Annotated in this window: 1 protein-coding gene; it reads left to right on the top strand. The window is 67.0% G+C overall.

Annotated features, from left to right (window positions below; all coding sequences use genetic code 11):
• Positions 1 to 309, top strand: a 309-nt coding sequence (locus ACZ9XP_RS17910; RefSeq protein ID WP_465188962.1) for an Ig-like domain-containing protein, incomplete at both ends; no start/stop codon positions are given.

Below are 309 nucleotides of genomic sequence, written 5' to 3'. Positions count from 1 at the left end.
GCCACCGATGCCGCCGGCAACGTGGGCGAAGCCACCACCGAGCACACCCACGGTGTGGACACCACCATCAACGCCAGCATCACGCTCGCGGCCAACATCACCGCCGACGACGTGATCAACGCCGCCGAGGCGGCAGACGACATCGCCATCACCGGTAGCGTGGGTGGCGACGTGAAGGTGGGCGACACCGTGACCCTGACCGTGAACGGCAAGCCGTTCACCGGTCTGGTGCAGGCCGACAAGACCTTCAGCATCAACGTACCGGGCGCCGAGCTGGTGGCCGACACCGACAAGGTGATCGAGGCCAGC

Source organism: Vogesella perlucida (genome assembly GCF_979366545.1).
The sequence above is the reverse complement of the archived record's forward strand: the minus strand, read 5'-3'. Positions and strand labels throughout refer to the sequence as shown.